We start from the raw sequence: 22618 nt of genomic DNA, 5'->3' as shown, positions 1-22618 counted from the left end.
ATCCAATATATGCCTAAAGTTATAGCACATAGTTTATTTTCAGAATTCGATATCCACTTATTTAAAGCTGGAAAACACTATAAATTATACGAAAAATTCGGCTCTCATATCACTACTGTAAAAGGTATTGAGGGAACCTATTTTGCGGTTTGGGCACCAAGCGCAAAAGAAGTTTCTGTAATTGGAGATTTTAATTTTTGGAACGATTCTGAGCATCAACTAAATGTACGTTGGGATTCTAGTGGAATTTGGGAAGGATTTATTCCACATATTGGAAAAGGAAACGTTTATAAATACAAAATAAAAAGTAGCAATAATGATATTGTTACCGAAAAAGCAGATCCCTACGCTCGTAGATGCGAACATCCACCAAAAACAGCTTCTATAATCTGGGAAGATAATTACAGTTGGAAAGATAAAAAGTGGATGAAATCTCGTAAAAAGAATAACGCTTTAGATGCGCCATATTCTGTTTATGAAGTTCATTTAGGTTCTTGGAAACAAAAAATTGAAGAAAACAGGTTTTTAAGCTATACAGAATTAGCTACTGAATTAGTAGATTATGTTGCTGACATGAATTTTACACACGTAGAATTTATGCCAATTATGGAGTTTCCTTACGATCCAAGTTGGGGATATCAGTTAACAGGCTACTTCGCTCCTACTTCACGTTTTGGTTATCCAGACGAATTTAAATTTTTAGTTGATAAATTTCACGAAAAAGGAATTGGAGTTATCTTAGATTGGGTTCCTTCACATTTTCCATCAGATGCTCATGGTTTGGGTAATTTTGACGGTTCAAGTTTATACGAACATCCAGATCCAAGAAAAGGATATCATCAAGATTGGAAAAGTTTAATTTTTAACTACGGAAGAAACGAAGTAAAATCATTCTTAATTAGTAATGCACTTTTTTGGTTAGATCAATACCATGCTGATGGTTTACGTGTAGATGCTGTAGCCTCTATGTTATTTTTAGATTATTCTAGAGAAGATGGCGAATGGGAACCAAATCAATATGGAGGAAGAGAAAATTTAGACGCAATTTCGTTTATCAAAGAAATGAATGTTGCTGTCTATGAAAACTTTCCTGATGTGCAAACTATAGCAGAAGAATCAACTTCTTTTCCAAAAGTTTCTAGTCCAGTTTTTTCTGATGGATTAGGTTTTGGGATGAAATGGATGATGGGCTGGATGCACGATTCCTTAGACTATTTTGCTAAAGAACCAATCTATAGAAAACACCATCAAAACGAATTAACATTCAGTTTAAATTACGCTTTTACAGAAAACTTTATGCTACCACTTTCTCATGATGAAGTGGTGTACGGAAAGAAATCTATTTTAGATAAAATGCCTGGTGATGAATGGCAACGTTTTGCAAATTTACGTTTGTTATATAGCTTTATGTTTACGCATCCTGGAGCAAAATTATTGTTTCAAGGTTCTGAATTTGGGCAAGTTGCTGAATGGAATTTTCAACAAAGTTTAGATTGGCATTTATTAGAATATGATGTGCATAAAGGAGCACAGAATTTAGTAAAAGCATTAAATACTTTTTACAAAAAAGAGAAAGCTTTTCATCAAAAACAATTCTCTTACGAAGGTTTTGAATGGATAGATCATGGAGATCATGAAAATTCAGTTATTTCCTACATCAGAAAAGGAAAAACAGAAAAAGATTCAGTAATTATTATCTGTAACCTCACTCCTATTCCTAGAGAAAATTATAGAATAGGATTGCCAAAATCTGGAACGTTGAAAGAAGTTTTTAATAGTGATGATGCATCATTTAATGGTACTGGAAATTACACAAACAAGAAATTAAAATCAGAAGCTAAAAAGTGGAATGCTAGAGAAAATTCGATTGAATTAAATCTGCCACCATTAGCCATGATTGCACTAAAATATTAAACTACAGATTACTAAAACGTTATCGTAGATATAAGACTGTAATTCCTTTTAAAATCTAGGATTTTTGCGTTTTTTTGTATCAGTTAAAATCAATAAGATATAATGATTGTTAATACAGAACTTGAGCAAAAAGGAAATTTATTTCCATCCAATATAACAAACTACAAAAAAGATGTAGATACCCTTCATTTCACAACAAAAAACGGCGTTGTTTTACAACTTACTGTTGTTAGAGATAGTGTTTTGCGTTTTAGATATTCTACCACTGGAAAATTTGAAAATGATTTTTCTTACGGAATTACAAAATATGCTAGTAGAGGATATAATCATTTAGAAGTTTCTGAAGACGAAACTCATTATATCATCACAACATCAAAATTGATCTGTAAAGTAGAAAAAGACAGTTTACAAGTTAGTATTTACGATGCAAAAGATTTAAAACTCATCAACCAAGATGAAATTGGTTTTCACTGGGAAGAAAGTTATGAATATGGTGGCGATATCGTAAAAATGAGTAAGATTTGTCAGAAATCTGAAAGCTTTTATGGTTTAGGTGATAAACCTGTTGATGTAAACTTAAAAGGAAAACGTTTCCAGAATTGGGTTACAGATTCTTATGCTTTTGGTAAAGACACAGATCCTATTTATAAAGCAATTCCTTTTTACACCTCAATTCATAATAATAAAGCCTATGGTATTTTCTTTGATAACACCTTTAAAACTTTTTTCGATTTTGCACAAGAAAGAAGAAATATAACTAGTTTTTGGGCACAAGGTGGTGAAATGAATTACTATTTTATCTATGGCCCAGAAATGGGTGATGTTGTTGCAAATTATACAGACTTAACAGGTAAACCACATGCAATGCCTCCTTTATGGGCATTAGGATTTCATCAATGTAAATGGAGCTATTATCCAGAAAGTAATGTAAAAGAAATAACTAAAACCTTTAGAGATTTAAAAATACCATGTGATGCAATTTATTTAGACATCGATTATATGGATGGTTTTAGATGTTTTACTTGGGATAAAAACTACTTTCCAGATCCTAAAAGGATGGTAAAAGAATTAGAAGATGATGGCTTTAAAACCGTTGTTATTATAGATCCAGGAATCAAAATAGATTTAGAATACGATGTTTTTAAAGAAGCATTGGATAAAGATTATTTCTGTAAACGTGCAGATGGTCCTTATATGAAAGGGAAAGTTTGGCCTGGAGAATGTTATTTTCCTGATTACACCAAACCAGAAGTTAGAGAATGGTGGTCTGGTTTATTTAAAGAACTCATTGAAGATATTGGTGTAAAAGGTGTTTGGAATGATATGAATGAGCCAGCTGTAATGGACGTTCCTAACAAATCTTTTCCAAATGATGTACGTCATGATTATGATGGAAACCGATGTTCTCATAGAAAAGCACACAATGTTTATGGAATGCAAATGGCGCGTGCAACCTATCATGGTTTAAAAAAATACGCATATCCAAAACGTCCTTTTGTAATAACTAGAGCTGCTTATTCTGGTACACAACGTTATACATCAACTTGGATGGGCGATAATGTTGCAACTTGGGAACATTTAGCAATTGCCAACAATCAAGCGCAAAGAATGGCAATGTCTGGTTTCTCTTTTGCAGGATCTGATATTGGAGGATTTGCAGAACAACCACAAGGAGAATTATTTGCAAGATGGATTCAATTAGGAATCTTTCACGCGTTTTGTAGAGTTCATTCTTCTGGAGATCATGGAGATCAAGAACCTTGGGTTTTTGGAGATGAAATTACAGATATTGTTAGAAAGTTTGTCGAGTTAAGATATCAGCTTTTACCATATTTATATACTGCTTTTTGGAATCATATTAATAACGGTACACCAATTTTAAAATCTCTGGTTTTATTTGATCAAGAAGATACAGCAACACATTATAGAAGTGATGAATTTGTATATGGTGATAAAATTTTAGTTTGCCCAATTCAAGAGCCAAATGCTAAAGGAAGAAGAATGTATATTCCTCGAGGAAAATGGTTTAATTTCTGGACGGATGAAGTTGTAGAAGGAAGAAAAGAAATTTGGGTAGATGCAGATTTAGATAGTATGCCTATATTTATTAAAGAAGGTGCTGTTATTCCTAAATATCCTGTTCAACAATATGTTGGCGAAAAGAAATTTGACGAAATTACTTTAGATGTTTATTATAAAGATGGTAAAGAACGTTCTCAATTATATGATGATGCACATGATGGATACGATTATAAAAAAGGACGTTATAGTTTACGTACTTTTAAAGTAACTGGAAAAGCAAACGAGTTTATCTTACAGCAACATAAACAAGGTAAATTTGATGCAGAGTATTCTAAATTCAAAATTGTATTACATAGTTTACCGTTTACAATTACATCTGTTCAAATAGATAATGTTGCTATTAGTTTAGATAATTTAAAGGTTAACGGACATCAAACCATCACAATAGATAAAGAATTTACTGAATTGCATTTATTTGGTCAATAAAATACTTTTTGGAATAAAATTTGTAATATTACTATTATAAATTTTATTCCATTATGAAGTTACTTTTTACATGTATAGCTTTTTTAAGTTTTAGTATTACCAATTCACAAAATACGTTACCACCATCAGACATTATAAATACTGGTTATGGTAGCCTTAAAATTCAACCTATTAAACACGGTAGTTTAGTTTTATCTTACAACAACAAAACTATTTATGTTGATCCTACAGGTGGAAAAGTTGCTTATACTGGATTAAAAAGTCCTGATATTATTTTAATCACAGATATTCATGGAGATCATTTCAATCTAAAAACCATTGAAGAATTATCTCCTAAAAAAGCGATTATTATTGCTCCGAATGTAGTAGCAGAAAAATTACCTGAACCTTATAAATCAAATACTGTTGTTTTAAAAAACGATCAAGCTGTTCACAGATTAGGCTTTTATATTAATGCTATTGCGATGTATAATCGTCCCGAAGCAGAAAATGCTAAAAAACATACAAAAGGTCGAGGAAATGGGTATGTAGTTTCTATCAGAGACTTTGATCTTTATATCTCTGGTGATACCGCTGCAATTCAGGAAATGAGAATGTTACAAAATATTGATATTGCATTTGTTTGTATGAATTTACCCTACACAATGGACATAAATGAAGCTGCGGATGGCGTGTTAGATTTTAATCCAAAGATTGTATATCCGTATCATTATAGAGGAAAAGGAATGATTAGCGATACCTCTAAATTTAAAGAATTAGTAAATTCTAAAAATAAAAATATTGAAGTCCGTTTAAGAAATTGGTATCAGAAATAATTAAGGTTTTAATTTTATAAGATTCCTGCTTTCACAGGAATATGACAATTAAAAACCGTCACTAAGTTCTTTTAATTTTGACGTGTTTTCTGCCAACATTAGTTCGTCTATAATTTTCTGAACATCACCATTTACAATATTAGCTAAATCATATAAAGTTAAGCCAATTCTATGATCAGTAACTCTTCCTTGTGGATAATTATACGTTCTAATTTTTGCTGATCTATCTCCAGAAGTAACCATAGTACCTCTTTTTGCAGCATCTTCTGCTTGCTTTTTCGCCAATTCTAAATCATATAAACGAGAACGTAATACTTTAAATGCTTTCTCTTTATTTTTATGTTGACTTTTTTGATCTTGACATTGTGCTACCAAACCTGTTGGAATATGTGTTAAACGCACCGCAGAATAAGTTGTATTTACAGACTGACCTCCTGGACCTGATGAACAGAAAAAATCGATTCTCACCTCTTTTGGATTAATTTCTACATCAAACTCTTCTGCTTCTGGAAAAACCATACAAGTTGCTGCAGAAGTATGCACTCTACCTTGTGTTTCAGTTTGTGGTACACGTTGTACGCGGTGAACACCCGCTTCAAATTTTAACGTTCCATACACATCATCACCAGTAACTTCAAACTGAATTTCTTTAAATCCCCCATTTGTTCCTTCAGAATAATCTACAGTAGAAACTTTCCAACCTCTACCTTCACAATATTTAGTATACATTCTAAACAAATCTCCAGCAAAAATACTAGCCTCATCACCTCCAGTTCCGGCACGTAATTCTACAACTGCATTTTTAGAATCTTCTGGGTCTTTAGGAATTAACAAGAATTTAATTTCGTCTTCTAAAACTGGAATTCTAGCATTAGCTTCATCCATTTCCATCTTAGCCATTTCTACCATTTCTGCGTCAGAACCGTCAGAAATAATTTCTTTAGCTTCAGCAATATTATTTAGTAACGTTTCATACTCATTACCTCTTTCTACAACCTTACCTAAATCTTTATATTCTTTATTTAATTGTACGTAACGTTTTTGATTTGTAATAATATCTGGCTGGATAATTAAATCCGAAACCTCATCAAAACGTTGCTTTACAATTTTTATTTTATCTAACATTGGGAATTCATTTCTTGGAATGCGAATTTACAATTTTTATCGGAAAGTTTTTATAATTGATTTGATGTATATTTGATTTTAAAGGCAACAAATTCTATGAAAACGCTTAAACTTTATTTTCTTTTTTATAAGAACATGTTTTTTCCTCCTTTGGGGTTAGCCCTTTTTACCTTACTAAAGTTTAAAGCGATGCCCTTAGCTTTTTTTATATTAATTTCTACTACATTATTGCTTTGGCTATATCAACGATATATTAACGACCCAAAAAATAAAAATCTGTACCTCTATTTTAATTTAGGACTTACTCAAATTAAGCTTTATTCTTTTACCTTTTTTCTAAACATAATCATTTTAACAATTGTAAATATGTATATTAAATGGATGTTTTAGAAATTGATAACATTGAATTAAATTTCGGAAAAATAGAAATTCTAAAAGCTATTTATTTTAAAGCTGAGGAAGGTAAAGTTACAGGAGTACTAGGCAGTAATGGATGCGGAAAAACATCTTTATTAAGAATTATTTTTGGTGAATTAACACCTAAAAATAAACTAACACGTATTAATAACACCCCTATTTTAAAACCATTATATAAAAAAGGGATTATTAAGTTTTTGCCACAGTTTCATATTTTAAAAAAAACATTATCACTAAAAAAAGGGTTTGCTTTATTTAATACTTCATTAGAAAATTTCTTAATTGATTTCCCGAGTTTTAAAGCACAAATAAACAATGCTATTTATCAATTTTCTGGTGGAGAAAGAAGATTAATTGAAACTTATATAATTCTTAGATCTAAAGCTAAGATTGTTATGTTAGATGAACCTTTTTCACATCTTTCACCCTTGTATATTAATAAAATTAAAGAAATTTTAGATATAGAAAAGAAACATAAAATAATTATAATTACCGATCATTTATATAAAGAGATTTTAGAAGTTTCGGATGACCTTTACTTATTAAAAGATGGTTGGAGTAGATTAATTAAATCTAAAAAAGAATTAATTCAGCATAACTATATAAACGATTTATGAAAAACACACTCTTAATAATTTTCTCCTTTTTTCTATTAATTTCTTGTAAAACTAAAAAGCCTGAAATAAAAAAACCTTCGTTTTTAATTGGTGATTGGATACGAATTAATGGAAAAGAAGGAAGTACAACCTTTGAAACTTGGCATAAAAATTTTACAGGTTCAGGAATTACTATAAAAGAAAAAGACACTACTTTTAAAGAAATTCTGAGTATCATTAATTTAAAAGACACCATATTTTTAAAAGTTGAAGGTGTAAATGAATCTCCAACTCTATTTAAATTTACTCAACAAACTGATTCTTCTTTTATTGCTGAAAATCCAAAAAATGAATTTCCGAAAAAGATAACCTATTGGTTAGAAAAGAAACAATTAAAAGCAGAAGTTGCTAATCCAGATTTTAAAATTGATTTTGTTTTTGAAAAAATAAAAAACTAATTACATTTACCTTATCAATTTCAATGTAAAATATTTGAGGTATTAACTTAAAAAAATATAATATGAAAATTAAATATTTAATATTAGTAGTGTTCTTAGTGATTATTTCATCTTGTACTCCAGAAGAAAATACTTGTGAAACAAAACAGAATTGTTTCAATCGACCTGACGGTAGTAAAACTTGTTTTGATGTACCAACAAATTGTTTTTAAGAGTTTAATAGTCAAAAATCCAAACTCACTTTTAATAGTGAGTTTTTTTTATTTTAATTTCTTGTAAAACTAAAAAGCCTGAAATAAAAAAACCTTCGTTTTTAATTGGTGATTGGATACGAATTAATGGAAAAGAAGGAAGACAACCTTTGAAACTTGGCATAAAAATTTTACAGGTTCAGGAATTAACATAAAAGAAAAAGACACTACTTTTAAAGAAATTCTGAGTATCATTAATTTAAAAGACACTTTATTTTTAAAGGTTGAAGATGTTAATGATTCTCCTACTCTATTTAAATTTACTCAACAAACTGATTCTTCTTTTATTGCTGAAAATCCAAAAAATGAGTTTCCTAAGAAGATAACCTATTCGTTAGAAAAGAAACAATTAAAAGCAGAAGTTGCTAATCCAGATTTTAAAATTGATTTTATATTTGATAAATTAAACACTAATTAAAACTTCTTTACTATGCAAGATTGGACTAAATTTATAAAAAGGATTTCAATAAATAAACCTGTTGAAGATGTTTTTAAATGTTGGGCTACAAAAGCAGGAATTGAAAAATGGCTTTTAGAAAAAGCTGATTATAGCGATGGCTTAAAGACAAGAAATCTAAATGAATTAATTCAAAAAGGAGATACATTTATTTGGAAGTGGTATAATTGGAAATCAACAGAGAGTGGTGAGATTTTAACTACAAACCACAAAGATGTTCTTTCGTTTAGCTTTGGTAGTGCAGGCAATGTACATGTGCAATTAAATGAAGCCCAGAATTGCACAGAGGTAGTTTTAACGCAAGATAATATTCCTACAGATGATAAAAGTAAAATGGAGTTTTATGTAGGTTGTTCTACAGGTTGGACTTTTTGGCTTGCCAATCTTAAAGCCTATTTAGAACACAATATTACATTAAATGAAAAAGGTTTAAACCAAGACAAAACTAAAGATTTAGTGAATAGTTAGTACACAAAATGTCTTTTTTTTAAATTGATTTTGTTTTGAAAAATTAAAGGAATATTTATTTTTCTCTAAATAAAGTATCTTTTTTTCATACATTTGTCTATGTGATTACTATGTGACTAAACGTTTTAAACAAACACTTAATTACCTGAAATAAAGATAATTAATAACTGATTTTTATATGACAAATGAATAAAAATGAATTAACAACGCTGTTAAGTGAGCTACGTTCATTTCCTAATGAAACTGAGTGGATTGAGTTTAAAAAAAATAATAAAAAATGAAAAAGATAATTTATTTAATAGTTTTTATATCAATGATTTCTTGCAGTAATGAAGATAATATTTCAAGAGATCAATTAGTTGGAACTTGGAAATTAGGTGATAAAACACTAACATTTATAAATACCAATTTTCAATACGAATATAATGATATTTTTATTGCAGGTTATTTTACTCTAGAAAATAATTTGTTTGAAGGTAAAGCAGTTATTAAAAGAGGTACATCTGGAGGAGTTTATCCAGAAAATTTTAGTGGTAAAATTACTATCTCTGGTGATAATTTAATTTTTACAGATTTCCAAGATGACTGGAAAACAGTTTTTTATTCATCTTATAAAAAAAAGTAATTTAATACTCAAAAACACCAAACTCACTTTTAATAGTGAGTTTTTTTGTTGTTGAAGCCTCAACTCTACCAACTATTTTCGCATCAACATTAAAGGATTTAGAAATTGCAATAATGTCTTGAGCTACTTCTTTAGCAACATAAATTTCCATTCTGTGTCCGCAATTAAAAACTTGATACATTTCTTTCCAATCAGTTTTAGATTGTTCTTGTATCAATTTAAATAAAGGCGGAATTGGAAATAGATTATCTTTTACAATATGTAAATTATCTACAAAGTGTAAAATTTTAGTTTGCGCTCCACCAGAACAATGAATCATTCCATGAACAGTATCAGAACTGAACTTCGATAAAATTTCTTTTATAATAGGTGCATATGTTCTTGTTGGAGACAAGACTAATTTACCAGCATCAATTGGAGAGTTTTCTACTAAATCTGTTAACTTAGTATTTCCAGAATAGACTAATTCTTCTGGAACTGCAGCATCGAAACTTTCTGGATATTTATCGGCTAAATATTTATGAAAAACATCGTGTCTTGCAGATGTTAATCCATTAGAACCCATTCCTCCATTATATTCAGTTTCATAAGTTGCTTGTCCAAAAGATTCTAAACCAACAATTACATCTCCTGCTTTTATATTCGCATTATCAATTACATCCGTACGTTTCATACGTGCTGTAACTGTAGAGTCTACAATAATTGTACGTACTAAATCACCAACATCTGCGGTTTCTCCTCCAGTTGAATGTATCGTAACACCAAAACCTTTTAGATCTTCAATAAGTTCTTCTGTTCCGTTTATAATTGCTGACAATACTTCTCCAGGAATCTTACTTTTATTACGTCCAATAGTGGAAGAAAGTAGTATATTATCGGTTGCTCCAACACAAAGCAAATCATCAATATTCATAATTAACGCATCTTGCGCAATACCTTTCCATACAGAAACATCACCCGTTTCTTTCCAATACATATATGCCAAAGAAGATTTAGTTCCAGCGCCATCTGCATGCATTATCAAACAATAATCTTCATCATTTGTTAAATAATCGGGAACAATTTTACAAAACGCTTTTGGGAATAATCCTTTATCTATATTCTTAATAGCATTATGTACATCTTCTTTAGATGCAGAAACTCCGCGTTGTGCGTATCGTTTAGAAACTTCTTGACTCATGTTGTGTATTGTAAGGTTGCAAAGGTAATTTTTTGAGGATAAAAACAATAATTTATCTTCATTTAAAAATACGGCAAATGACGTATTTTATCAACATCATATTTTTTTTATTTTTGTTTTGTAACCAAAAAATTCAACTTATGAAACGGCTTTTATTCGTTTTCTTCATTTTTTTCGCTGCTTTTTCATTTACTAAAAAAATGAAAAAATCTATTTTAATACTCTTCTTTTTATTTATAAATATAGTATCTGCACAAGTTAATATAGAAACTATTATACAAGAAGATTTTAAAGATAATAGCAATTCTTGGAAACTGTTTAATAATAAAAACTATAGCTGTGAAATAAAGGATAATCAATTATACTTTAATAATAGGTCTGAAAAAAACAAATGGGCGTACCTAAATACTAAAATCAATCTTAAAAAAGATTTTGTCATAGAAACATCATTAAAATTAGTTTCGGGAACGAATAACAATCTGTTATCACTAATATTTAATAAAACTGATGATGCTAAAAATTATAATGACTTTGGAATATCCGATAATGGTTATTGGAAGTTTAAACAAAAAAACAACAGTAGCATTATTGGAGATACAAACTGGTATAAAATTGATTATATAAACGCTGGTGAATATAATACACTAACAATTCAAAAAATTAATGAGAAGGTTTTCTTTTTAATTAATAATACACCAATTTTAGTAAAAACTAATATGGATTTATCATTTAATCAGGTTGGGCTATCAGTTTGTAGCAAGTCTGAAGTAGCTTTTAAATATCTAAAAATTGGATATCTAAAGATGAGTAAAAATGATAAAGAAAAATATGCTAACCAATTATATCAAAAATTAATAGACGCTAAAACTACAGGTAAAAACGTATTAATTGAAGACACAATTACTAAAGAATTACATACTTCTTTTGATAAGAATGAATTTGGTTTTTACTTAAATGAAACAAAAGATTACACCTATAAAATTGTAGATAGTGCTTTAGAAATTAATAATACTTCAAAATCCTATTATCATACTTGGTCCAAAATTAAAATAAATCCAATGCAAGATTTTGATATATCAACTTCTTTAAAAAGAGTGTCTGGCACAATAAATAAAGGAATTAGTTTAGTAATTAAAGATAAAATAAACAAATTACAGCTTGCATATGCACAAAATGGATACTGGTTTTCTGATGTTCAAAAAAATGATAAATCAACAAAATTTAGTAAGTGGCAAAAAACCAACCTTGTAAAAGAAAGAGAAAATAATTCTTTAAGAATTAAGAAAATTCAAAATACTGTCTATTTCATTTTAAATAATAAAGTGGTAAACAAAGTAGTTGAAAAAGGATTTGGAAATACTATTTATATAAAAGCACCCGATAGTATAAAAATTCGTGTAGATGATTTAAAACTTACTCAAACGTACCGTTCTAAAAAAGAGCAAGATAAATTAATTGCACAATATGACAATTTATGGGACAAAGCTAAAACCGAAAATGTTGGCGCTTTAGGAAAAACTGAAAAGCAACAAATTGTTCATGATAAGGCAAAGGAGAAATTTAAAAAAAAACAGGATAAAGCAAGAAAAAAATACAATAAAATGTTTAAAAATGCCCCTTTATCAGATGTTATAAAAAAACTAGGACAGCCTTATAAATCAAATAGTTTTTCAATTTCTTATCGGTATAACGATTCTTATGATGGAAGACCACAAGATTTAGAATTCTTTTATATCCCCTACCAAAAAGGGAAAATAAAGTACAAAATGGTTAACTACGCAGTAATCAACTATAAAAATTAAAAAATGAAAAAACCTATTTTAATACCCTTCGTTTTATTCATAAATATAATATCTGCACAAGTTAATATAGAAACTATTTTACAAGAAAACTTTAAAGATAACAGCAATTCTTGGGAACTATTTAATGACAAAGATTATAGTTCTGAAATTAAAGACAATAAATTATACTTTAACAACAAAACAGATAGTGACAAGTGGGCATATCTAAACACAGATATTAATCTTAAGAAAGATTTTATTATAGAAACCTCTGTAAAGAAAATTTCTGGAAAGGATGAATTACTAACTCTGTTTTTTAATAAAAGTGATGATGACAAAAATTTTAATGATTTTGGAATTTCTGATGATGGTTATTGGAAATTTAAACAGCTAAAAAATGAAAACTATATTGAAAAAACTGGTTGGTCTAAAATTGATTTTATAAAGACAGGTGAATTCAATACACTGACTATTCAAAAAATTGATAACAAAGTTTTCTTCCTAATTAATAATACACCTGTTTTAGTAAAATCTAATATGGATTTGTCATTTAAGCAAGTTGGTTTATCTATTTGTCAACACTCTGAAGTAGTTTTTAAATATTTAAAAATTGGATATTTAAAGATGAGTAAAAGTGATAAAAAGCAATATGCTAAAGATTTATATCAAAAAATAACAGCCTTAAAAAAAGTAGAAAAAAATGTTATCATAGAAAATACACCTACCAAAGAATTATACACCTCTTTTAATGATAACGAATTTAATTTTACTTTAGGAAAAACCAAGGATTACACTTTTGAAATTGCAAATAGCGCTTTAGAAATTGTTAACACGTCTAAATACGATTATCAAACTTGGTCAGATATTAAATTGAATCCAAGTCATGATTTTGATGTTTCAACTTCTTTAAAAAGAGTGTCTGGAACAGTAAATAAAGGAATTAGCTTACTAATTAAAGATAAAGAAGACTTAATACAGTTTGCATATGCACACAATGGATATTGGTTTTCTAAAGTTGAAAAAAATGAAAAAGTGACTAATCATAGTGAATGGCAAAAAACAAGTCTTATAAAAGAAAATGAAAACAATTCTTTACGAATCAAAAAAATAGAAAATAATGTCTATTTCATTTTAAATAATAAAGTGGTTAACAAATTGATCAAAGAAGATTTTGGAAATACTATTTATATAAAAGTACCAGATAGTATAAAAGTTAGTGTAGATGATTTAAAGATCACACAAACGTATCGTTCTAAAAAAGAGCAAGATAAATTAATTATCAAGTATGATAATTTATGGAATGACGCCAAAAAAGAAAATATTGGTGCATTAAATAAAATAGAAAAACCTAAAGTTACCATTAATAAATCCCCAGAAAGATATTCTAGAGAAAAAACTAAAGCCGAAAAAAGATTTATTAGAAAACAAGATAAAAAATTAAAAAAATATGAAGAATTCTTTAATAATGCTACTAGAGCGGAAGTAATTAAAAAATTAGGGCAACCTTATAAAGATTATTCTAGTTTTATGATATACAAATGGGATGACTATTATGATGGTCGTAAACAGGAATTAACATTTTATTTTCGTCAAGATTCGTATAAAAACGTAAAATTTTATAGAGTTGATAAAATAAGAGTATATATCAAATAATTAAAAATAAATTATGAAATATAAAATTATACTACTTTTCTTTCTTTTATTTTCTACTTTATCTAACTCCCAAAATGATAAAGTCACTTTTAAAAAAATAAATAATGGGAAAAATTTCAACTTTTTATTAAACGATAGTAAAATCGGAAATTATTGTAAAAACGGTTACATGAATAATGATTTACTAGTTTATTATCCAGCAAAAAAACAACTCTACATTTGTAAAGACTTTAAAAATAAAGAAAATGACAAAGAGTATAACGCAGAGTTAGCCAACATAAATACTGAAAATGGTTTTTGGTTTAAAACTAAAAGCGGTGGCGTGCATGTTTATAATGAAAATGGTGTTTATATAAAAAAGAGTTCAATTTACAAATATGATACGAACAAAATTGATGTAATTTATAGAGGGCAATTTGAACAAAACACGTTATTACTTGAGCATTTTAAAAATGTTGTTCCTTATACACTAAACCCAATAAAACTTCATGAAGATAGTTTTAAAACACAAAGTTTAATTGAAAAATTGAACAGTTTTGAATACAAAGAAGTTACCAATTCTGATGGCGGAAAAGCAAAAGGATTTTTTAAAAATGATGTACCAAATGGTCCAATAAAAATAGCTTACAATAATGGAAAAAGCACCTTTTCTAACTACGTTGGAAGTTATTCAAGTTCAAAAAATTTTGTTTATAATGAAGGATTAAAAGGTGATTTTAGTTATAAGGATTTAAATAAAAATCTACAAGTGAATTATAATGAAAGCAAAAAAGAACTTGAAATTACAGATAAAAACAACGAGAAAACTATCTTATCTTTTAATGAGAACAAAGCATGTTTAGCTGGCGATTGTAAAAACGGAATTGTAGCCTATAAATATGAAAATGATGCGATTTATATTGGGAATTTTAAGAACGACAAAAGAGATGGTTTTGGAAAATTAACTTTTAAAAGTGGAACCAGCTATATTGGAGAATGGAAAGACAACAAAAAAACTGGAACTGGAAGTTATAGTTACAGTAATGGAGATGTATATATTGGAGAATGGAAAGAAGATAAGTTACATGGGTTAGGTGCTTATTATTTCAAAAACTCAAAACCTCAATGTGGTATTTGGGATAATGGTGTTTACATACAATCGTTAGGGAAATCAGACATTAATTATTCAATTGTTAATAATAAAAGTACTAAAAACAATTCTTCTAATAACAACAATTCCAAGAACTATTCATCTAAAGCTACTAACAAAGTAATTAGAAAAACCATAGATGGCTTGTCTATTTTTCCAGAATCTGGAAGTTTAAGAACGTTATCTGCTGAAATGACAGATATGAATGCTACAGAATATAAGTTAGGAAATGTAGGTTCATATAATGGAACTCCAGAAGGTGTTGCTATCATCTCTTCTTGTGATTTAGACAGAAAAGTAGTTTTCATTAAATCAACTAAGAGCGATCAGAAATTTAGAGGAGATTATCTTATGAGATGGAATCATACAGAATATTATGTAAGTATAATTAATGGGAAATACCAGCATGAAAAAGTAATGTTTTTGGGTAGAGACACACATTTAACTAAAACTAATAAAAATAATTCTAGTGATAAAAGTTCTGGATATCTAGGTGCTTCAGTAGCATTTTCTTGGTCTATGAAAGATGATATTTTTACTATAAAATCGAACAGAAATAGAAACTACAAAGTAAATATGTCTAAATGTTTAAAATTAAAATGATAGACCATGCAAATATTATTTTTAAATGATTTAAATATTATGAAACAAAAAATAATTATTTTAATAGTGATATTTTTTACAATGTCATTAAACGCTCAAGATTTAAACACACTTTTTACAAAAGCTGCAGAAGCTGTAAAAAATAAGAACATTCCAAATCTTAAAGTAACCGCAAATTCATTAATAAAGAAAGCGCCAGAAAATTATGCGGGTTATTTGTACCTAGCATTTGTAAATTGTTTAGAAAATGATGTGGTATCTGCTACAACAAACGCAAGAACATCACTAAACATTAATTATATAGATGCTTCTAATTTTGCAATTTTATCCTATATCTCTTTTTTAAATGGAGAATTAGAAGCTTCTAAAAAACAAATGGATTTTAGTTACGCTTTAATTTCTTATCCAAATGCTTTAACTACAACATTAGATGATATCAATTGGATAGAAAAAGAAACAGGTAAAGACTGTACTTTACTAAAAGAGTATGCAAAATCTGCTAATACAAATAATTCTCAAGCAATACTAAAGGCTCAAAAATTATTTACTAGTTTTTCAGACTGGCAAAAAGGAAAAAATTATGCAAATGAAAAAGAAATTGAAAACTATTTAGCTTCTAAAGGAAATTATGGAAAAACAGCATTATCTGTTTATAAATTTTTAAAAGGCGTTATATTTTATAATAACAATAAAATCAATTTTGGAGTAAAGGCAATCAATCAATTTCTTGAAAATCCATTAGTAAGAAATAATGAAAATTTACAATATCAAGTTGCTCAGGCTTATAGTTATTTAGCAGATAATAGTTATTATAGTTATGATTATGAAAACATGTTAAATGAAGCTAACAAAGGATTACAAATTCTAAAAAAATTTAAAACAGATCAATTAGAATTAATTCTTTTAAATAATAAATTAAAAGCGTTAACAGGTTTACAAAAGAAAAAAGATATTGTTGCTACTGCCAATTCACTCTTAAGAAAAGGGAAAGAAAAAAACAATACGTATTTTCAGGCGTTAGCAAATAATTCTTTAGGTCAATATTACTCAAATAGTGTTATATCAACTGACAGAAATAAAGCTTTCCAATACACACAAAAAGCATATAATCAATCAGTTGAATTAAATAATAAAAATTTAATTTCAGATATTTCTGGTAATTATTCCATTTCATTGTGGCAAAAAAACCAGAAGCAAAAAGCCAAAGAAGTTGCTTTAAAAGCGATTGATATAAAAGAAGAATTAAAAGACGTAAGTGGCGCTCAATTATTAGCAAATAATATAGGCTTCATGTCTTATATGTCTAAAGATTATACAAATGCTTCAAAAATGTTTTCTAAAGCCATTAATTTATCAGAAAAGCATTTAGAAAATTCAGACCCAGACACTCAACTTGGTTTAATGAATGAATATACTAGTGCATACAGCGGTTTAATTATGACCTATAAAGACACTAGAAATGTACATGAATTATTTAAAGTACAAGATGCAAACAGAAGTAGATTATTAAGTAAAAAACTGCATCAAAAAGCATTTGGAAAAAATATAATTGACGTTCAAAATAAATTAACTAACGATGATGCTTTAATCTATTATTCTTTATTAGGACCAGGTGAAATGGTTGCAACTGTAATAACAAAAAACAATAAAACAATAAAATATAACTTTCCAATAGATACTTGGTTAAAGCTGAAAAAAAGATTTGTAAATCTTGTAAAGAAAAAACCTAACACTATTAATAATCATCTAATAAAAATGGATGAAGATATTATTGATGGTCAACTCATAAAATACAAAGACAAAAAACAAGCTTTTTCTGCTGATGATTTTAACGTGTTCACTTCATTAACCAGGCAGTTAATGGAAACTGCTGATAAAAAAAATGCAGCTTATTTAGATCAATTTTTAAAACATTGGTATTCTTTTTTAGTTGCTCCTATTGCTAATGATATTAACGGAAAAAAGAACTTGATTATTAGTGGAGAAGGAGAATTAAATTACCTTCCTTTTGAAGCTTTTAAAAATAACAGCAATAAATATTTATTAGAAAACTATAACATCACTTATATACCTTCTGTTACTGTTTGGTCTAAATTAAAGGAAAGAAAATATTCATCTTCAAGAAAAAGTTTATTAGCCTTTGGAGGAGCAACCTACTACCCTCCTGCTAATAAAGGTGGGAAATCTAGAAGCAAAAAAGACTATTATGCTGTAAAAAAAGATTTATCTAGTAAAATTAAAACCAATACAAAAAACCTTTCTGAAGAATTAAGTGCTTTTGGTTTTGGTGGAGCAAACTATTTACCCGGAACTTTACGTGAAGTAAATAATTTAAAAAAGATAATTACAAATGCTACAGTTTTAACTGGCAATTACATGACTGAATCTGGAATCAAAAAAATGAATACCACAGGAGAGTTAGCTAATTATAAATGGGTACATATTGCAACTCATGGTTTTGCTTCAGATAATAATCCAGCACTTTCTGGTGTAATGATGACACAAAATGAAAGTGAAAAAAATAAAGGAGAAGACACCTTTTTATTAGCATATGAAATTGAAAAACTAAACTTAAATGCAGATATGGTAGTTTTAAGTGCATGTCAAACAGCACTAGGTAAAATATATGGCGGAGAAGGTATTAATGGATTAAATTCTTCTTTATTAGTTGCAGGTGCTAATAATACCTTATTAAGTTTATGGCCAGTTAATGATGCAGGAACCATGATTTTAATGACATTAATGTATCAAAATATGTATTTAAAAAATCAACCAGCTTCTCTTGCTTTAACAAATGCTAAAAGAGCCATGTTAAAAGGTGAAGTTGGAGAGAATTTTAAATCTGTGTATATGTGGGCTCCATTTGTACTTAATGGTTCTGGTGAATAGATATTCTATTTATTGTCATTTAGACAAAATTTAAAATGAGAAATTACCACATCCTTAAAAATTTAAAGTCATAATAATAAATTCATAAAAATGCGCTTTTCTTTACATTTTCCTTAATAAAAATGTGTTTTTGCTCTATATTTGTACTTTATTAACATCAACACAATTATTTATTATGGCTAAAATTAAATTAGAATACATTTGGTTAGATGGATATTTTCCAACTCAGAATATGAGATCTAAAACCAAAGTTGAGGAACATGAAAATTTTCAAGGAACAATTGAAGAATTAGATAATTGGTCTTTTGATGGATCGTCTACAAGACAAGCTTCTGGTGGTGCTTCTGACTGTTTACTTAAGCCAGTTGCTATTTATCCAGATCCTTCAAGAAGGAATGGTTATTTAGTAATGACTGAAGTTTTAAATGCTGATGGTACGCCTCACGTTTCTAACGGAAGATCTACAATTGAAGATGATGATAATGATTTCTGGTTTGGTTTTGAGCAAGAATATTTTATCATGGATACTAAAACACAATTACCTTTAGGATTCCCTATTGGTGGTTATCCAGCTCCACAAGGAATGTATTACTGTTCTGTTGGTGGTAAAAACACACATGGTAGAGACTTAGTTGAAGAACATGCAGATTTATGTATTGATGCTGGTTTAAACTTTGAAGGAATTAATCAAGAAGTTGCTTCTGGACAATGGGAATTCCAATTGTTTGCTAAAGGAGCTAAAAAAGCAGGTGATGAAATTTGGATTGCTCGTTACTTATTAGATAGATTAACAGAAAGACATGGTTACTATATCGATTATCACCCAAAACCATTAGGTAAAGATATGGATTGGAATGGTTCTGGTATGCACGCTAACTTCTCTAACACAACGTTAAGAACTTGTGGTGATAAAGATGTGTATGCAAAAATTTGTGAAGCATTTAGACCAGTTGTAAAAGAACATATTGCTGTTTACGGTGAATTTAACGATCAACGTTTAACTGGTGATCATGAAACTGCTGCTATTACAGATTTCTCTTGGGGAGTTTCTGATAGAGGAGCTTCAATTAGAATTCCAATTATCGCAGTAGAGAAAGGCTGGAAAGGTTGGTTAGAAGATAGAAGACCAGCTTCTAATGGTGATCCATATAAGATTGCTGGAAGAATTATTAAGACTGTAAAATCTGCTAAGATTTAATTAGCAATTTAGAGATATTAAAAAACCCGAAGCATCTGCTTCGGGTTTTTTGTTTCAAATAATTATAGTAGTTCGGTTTAGAAGAAACCTCCACCACCTTGCTTCTCGTTATTATCTCTATTTCTTCTTCTTTTTGCTTTATTCTTCCCACCACCAAATCTGTAATTAAATCCTAAGAAAGCTGTTCTACTTTCCCATTTAAACTGTCCATTTTGTACAAAAGGACTGTTTGAATTAAAAGCAAATCGCATGGAATTAAAAATATCATTAACTCTAAATGAAATAGTTCCCTTTCTTTTAAAAACAGAATAACTAGCACCTAGATTTATCATTTTCATTGGCTGTGTTTCCCATTGAATATCTTTATTAGCACCTCTATACATAGCAAATAATTGCATACGCAACTTTTTAGTTACCGTAAAACTATTGCTTAATCTTGCATTAAACACTTCGTTTTGAACTTCTATTCTTGGAGTATTTGGATTACTTAAATCTGTTACACCAAATTGCTTTTGAGAGTAAAAATCTAAACTTGCATTGGCTCTCCACCATTTTGCAACTTTATAATTGGTAGAAAACTCTAAACCATAAGAACTGGTATCATCAAAATTTGCGAATGATAGAATTTGTCTATTTGGATCTGATAGATCTCTAGAAGTAACTCTGTTAATTGCATCATTAATATTTCTATAAAAAGTTCCGAAAGTTAACGAACCGCCTTTTATTTTTCTAGTATAATTAACCTCAAAAGAATTTGTAAACTGTGGAACAAGGTTTTCATTACCAACAGAAGTAATTAATGGTGTACTCCATTCTCTAATAGGATTAACTTGTCCTATACTTGGTCTATCTACTCTTTTACTATAACTTAACTGAAATTGATTTTTATCAGATGGATTAAAAGTAAAGAATGCAGATGGATATATAGAAAATATCTCATCAGTAACTTTTGCAGAAGGTAAAGAAACTTGGCTAAAGTTACCTTCAATTTCATATTGTTCTAACCTCGCACCTAATTGCATGGTTATTTTTCCAAATTTATGCCCATAATTTACATATCCAGAATAGATATCTCTATCATAAGTAAATGATGAATTATTAAAACCTAGTTGAGTAGTGTTATTCGTATTCTCTGTTTTATTAACTCGATACTCAAGTCCCAACTCTAATTTTCCGTTCTTAGATACCGGATTGGTATAATCTAAATTAATTAATGTATTCGTTCTATCATTAGTGATATCATTAATATAATTTGGCTGAGTTGCTAATTGAAATTGATTTTCAAGAAAAGTTGGAGTATTATTTTTAGAATAAGTAGCTTCTACTTCAATATTATGACCTTTATCATCAAAATCATGCTTAAAGTTAGCATTGTATGTTTGATTTTTAGTCTCAGATTTTTGAGAGTTAGGTGAATTTTCGAAAAGAGTTCCGCCAGCTAATGTAATTTTTGCTGTTCCATCTGCAAAATTATCATTCATATTCTGCGTTGTATAAAAAGACAAAGTATTCTTTTTATCTAAGTAAATATCGGCTCCTAATTTTAATAAATGTGATGTATTATCATTTACAAAAATAAAATCTTGATTATTAACACCAGGTCTATTTACATAGCCAAAATTATATCGTTCTCCAGATCTATATCCATAATTACCAAAAAAGTTAACTTTTCCGGTTTTGTAATTCATATTTGTAGATGCGTTATAACGCACATAATGTCCAGCTTCTATTCCGGTATTTAAAGAACCATTGAATCCTAAATTTGCACTTTTATTTAATACAATATTTATAATTCCACTCATTCCTTCTGGATTGTATTTTGCTGATGGATTTGTAATTAACTCAACGCTTTTTATAGATGTTGAAGGAATTTGTTTTAATAATTGTGCAGCAGGCATATTGGTTGGTTTACCGTCTACAAGAACTCTTACATTCTCGTTTCCACGTAAACTAATATTTCCAGTTTGACTATCTACACTAACAGATTGTACGTTATTTAGTAATTCTGATGCAGTTGCACCAGCAGATGTTAAATCCTTTCCAACATTAATTACTTTTCTGTCAACTTTCTGTACAACTGTAGATGTTTCTGCACGTACAACAACTTCATCTAATTGTGCACTATCCTCTTTTAATCCGATAGTTCCTAAATTAATTGAACGTCTTTTATTAGTTACACTTATGTTACGCGTAAATTTTTCATATCCAATATATTGTACCTCTACTACACTATTTCCTTCTGGAATTCCTTTAATTTTAAAAGTTCCATTTTCACTAGTAATACCTCCTGTTAATACTTTTTTTGCTATATCTCGTACAACAATATTAACATACGGTAAGGGTTCTTTGGTTTTTTCGTCTACAACTTTACCAGAGATAGTTCCAGGTTTAGGTAAGTCGCTTTTGGCTAACTGAGCAAATGAACTCATAGTTATTGTTAGCATAAAAAATAGTATTATTTTTTTCATCGTGTTTGATTAATTATATTTTTATTGATGTCTTATAGACGTATAACTGGATATCTTTGTTACGGTGTTTAACAGAGTTTAAC

Annotated in this window: 15 protein-coding genes; 12 read left to right on the top strand and 3 right to left on the bottom strand. The window is 28.7% G+C overall.

Features of this window, described 5'->3' with window-relative positions; genetic code table 11:
- Positions 1–9: 9 nt before the first annotated feature.
- The 3 genes from glgB (at position 10) to OD91_RS12295 (ending at position 5237) form a co-directional block, all read left to right on the top strand.
- Positions 10–1914, top strand: a complete 1905-nt coding sequence (glgB, locus tag OD91_RS12305) for a 1,4-alpha-glucan branching protein GlgB (protein WP_144896683.1) — start codon at positions 10–12, stop codon at positions 1912–1914.
- A 102-nt stretch (positions 1915–2016) separates the two neighbouring features.
- The gene (locus OD91_RS12300) at positions 2017–4422 is read left to right on the top strand and encodes a glycoside hydrolase family 31 protein (protein WP_144896682.1); all 2406 of its coding nucleotides are present in this window, start codon (positions 2017–2019) and stop codon (positions 4420–4422) included.
- Positions 4423–4475: 53 nt separating this feature from the next.
- Positions 4476–5237, top strand: coding sequence for an MBL fold metallo-hydrolase (locus tag OD91_RS12295; RefSeq protein ID WP_144896681.1), 762 nt, complete (start codon positions 4476–4478; stop codon positions 5235–5237).
- A 48-nt stretch (positions 5238–5285) separates the two neighbouring features.
- Here OD91_RS12295 and prfA read toward each other — a convergent pair whose 3' ends face one another.
- A complete protein-coding gene (gene prfA / locus OD91_RS12290) occupies positions 5286–6362 on the bottom strand; it encodes a peptide chain release factor 1 (protein WP_144896680.1) in 1077 nt (358 codons plus the stop codon).
- Positions 6363–6739: 377 nt separating this feature from the next.
- Here prfA and OD91_RS12285 point away from each other — a divergent pair, with 377 nt between their 5' ends.
- From OD91_RS12285 to OD91_RS12270, 4 genes are all read left to right on the top strand, one after another.
- Positions 6740–7396 carry an ATP-binding cassette domain-containing protein gene (locus OD91_RS12285; RefSeq protein WP_144896679.1) on the top strand — a complete coding sequence of 219 codons (657 nt, stop codon included), beginning with the start codon at positions 6740–6742 and terminating at the stop codon, positions 7394–7396.
- Positions 7393–7833 carry a DUF6265 family protein gene (locus OD91_RS12280; protein WP_144896678.1) on the top strand — a complete coding sequence of 147 codons (441 nt, stop codon included), beginning with the start codon at positions 7393–7395 and terminating at the stop codon, positions 7831–7833. The genes OD91_RS12285 and OD91_RS12280 overlap by 4 nt, the downstream gene beginning before the upstream one ends.
- Before the next feature lie 681 nt (positions 7834–8514).
- Positions 8515–9009, top strand: a complete 495-nt coding sequence (locus OD91_RS12275; RefSeq protein ID WP_144896677.1) for an SRPBCC domain-containing protein — start codon at positions 8515–8517, stop codon at positions 9007–9009.
- A 277-nt stretch (positions 9010–9286) separates the two neighbouring features.
- A complete protein-coding gene (locus tag OD91_RS12270; protein WP_144896676.1) occupies positions 9287–9634 on the top strand; it encodes a hypothetical protein in 348 nt (115 codons plus the stop codon).
- A gap of 1 nt (position 9635) precedes the next feature.
- Here OD91_RS12270 and OD91_RS12265 read toward each other — a convergent pair whose 3' ends face one another.
- Entirely contained in the window at positions 9636–10814 is a 1179-nt protein-coding gene (locus OD91_RS12265; RefSeq protein WP_144896675.1) for an AIR synthase related protein, read from the bottom strand.
- 200 nt (positions 10815–11014) lie between these two features.
- Between OD91_RS12265 and OD91_RS12260 the strand changes: the two genes are divergently transcribed.
- The 5 genes from OD91_RS12260 to OD91_RS12240 all read left to right on the top strand — a co-directional run bounded on the left by OD91_RS12260 (position 11015) and on the right by OD91_RS12240 (position 20067).
- Positions 11015–12616 (top strand): hypothetical protein, encoded by a 1602-nt coding sequence (locus OD91_RS12260; protein WP_144896674.1) that lies wholly within the window; start codon positions 11015–11017, stop codon positions 12614–12616.
- Positions 12617–12619: 3 nt separating this feature from the next.
- The gene (locus OD91_RS12255; protein ID WP_144896673.1) at positions 12620–14248 is read left to right on the top strand and encodes a hypothetical protein; all 1629 of its coding nucleotides are present in this window, start codon (positions 12620–12622) and stop codon (positions 14246–14248) included.
- A gap of 13 nt (positions 14249–14261) precedes the next feature.
- Positions 14262–15980 (top strand): MORN repeat-containing protein, encoded by a 1719-nt coding sequence (locus tag OD91_RS12250; RefSeq protein WP_144896672.1) that lies wholly within the window; start codon positions 14262–14264, stop codon positions 15978–15980.
- Between the two features lie 6 nt (positions 15981–15986).
- The gene (locus tag OD91_RS12245) at positions 15987–18869 is read left to right on the top strand and encodes a CHAT domain-containing protein (RefSeq protein ID WP_144896671.1); all 2883 of its coding nucleotides are present in this window, start codon (positions 15987–15989) and stop codon (positions 18867–18869) included.
- A 175-nt stretch (positions 18870–19044) separates the two neighbouring features.
- A complete protein-coding gene (locus OD91_RS12240; RefSeq protein WP_144896670.1) occupies positions 19045–20067 on the top strand; it encodes a glutamine synthetase beta-grasp domain-containing protein in 1023 nt (340 codons plus the stop codon).
- Positions 20068–20144: 77 nt separating this feature from the next.
- Here OD91_RS12240 and OD91_RS12235 read toward each other — a convergent pair whose 3' ends face one another.
- Positions 20145–22535, bottom strand: a complete 2391-nt coding sequence (locus OD91_RS12235; RefSeq protein WP_144896669.1) for a TonB-dependent receptor domain-containing protein — start codon at positions 22533–22535, stop codon at positions 20145–20147.
- Positions 22536–22618 lie beyond the last annotated feature (83 nt).

Source organism: Lutibacter sp. Hel_I_33_5 (genome assembly GCF_007827455.1).
Lineage (GTDB): Bacteria > Bacteroidota > Bacteroidia > Flavobacteriales > Flavobacteriaceae > Polaribacter.
Note: the sequence above shows the minus strand (reverse complement) of the source record. Positions and strands in the feature narration are given on the sequence as shown.